The organism is Howardella ureilytica, from assembly GCF_054657495.1.
Genome location: NZ_BAAHYP010000039.1, coordinates 1 through 203, shown reverse-complemented (window position 1 = coordinate 203; position 203 = coordinate 1). Strand labels below are relative to the sequence as shown.

Annotated in this window: 1 protein-coding gene; it reads left to right on the top strand. The window is 39.9% G+C overall.

Going from position 1 to position 203, the window contains the following annotated elements; genetic code table 11:
• Positions 1–14: 14 nt before the first annotated feature.
• On the top strand, positions 15–203 hold a 189-nt coding region (locus ACYQ1N_RS07620; RefSeq protein WP_459834533.1), incomplete at its 3' end, for an InlB B-repeat-containing protein.

The following is a 203-nucleotide window of genomic DNA, read 5'->3' as shown; positions in this document are numbered from 1 at the left end:
CGGACTCCGTAAAGATACAGAAAAATTACACGGTACACAGAGAGCTCTCAATGATTCCGGAAAAAAAGGGCTATTGGTTCGGAGGATGGTATAAGGATCCTGAATTTAATACTCCTTTTGACATCAATGAAAAGATAGAGAATGATATGGTTGTGTATGCCAAGTGGGATAAGCAAAAGAGTGCGGATTGGAGAGTAAGGTAT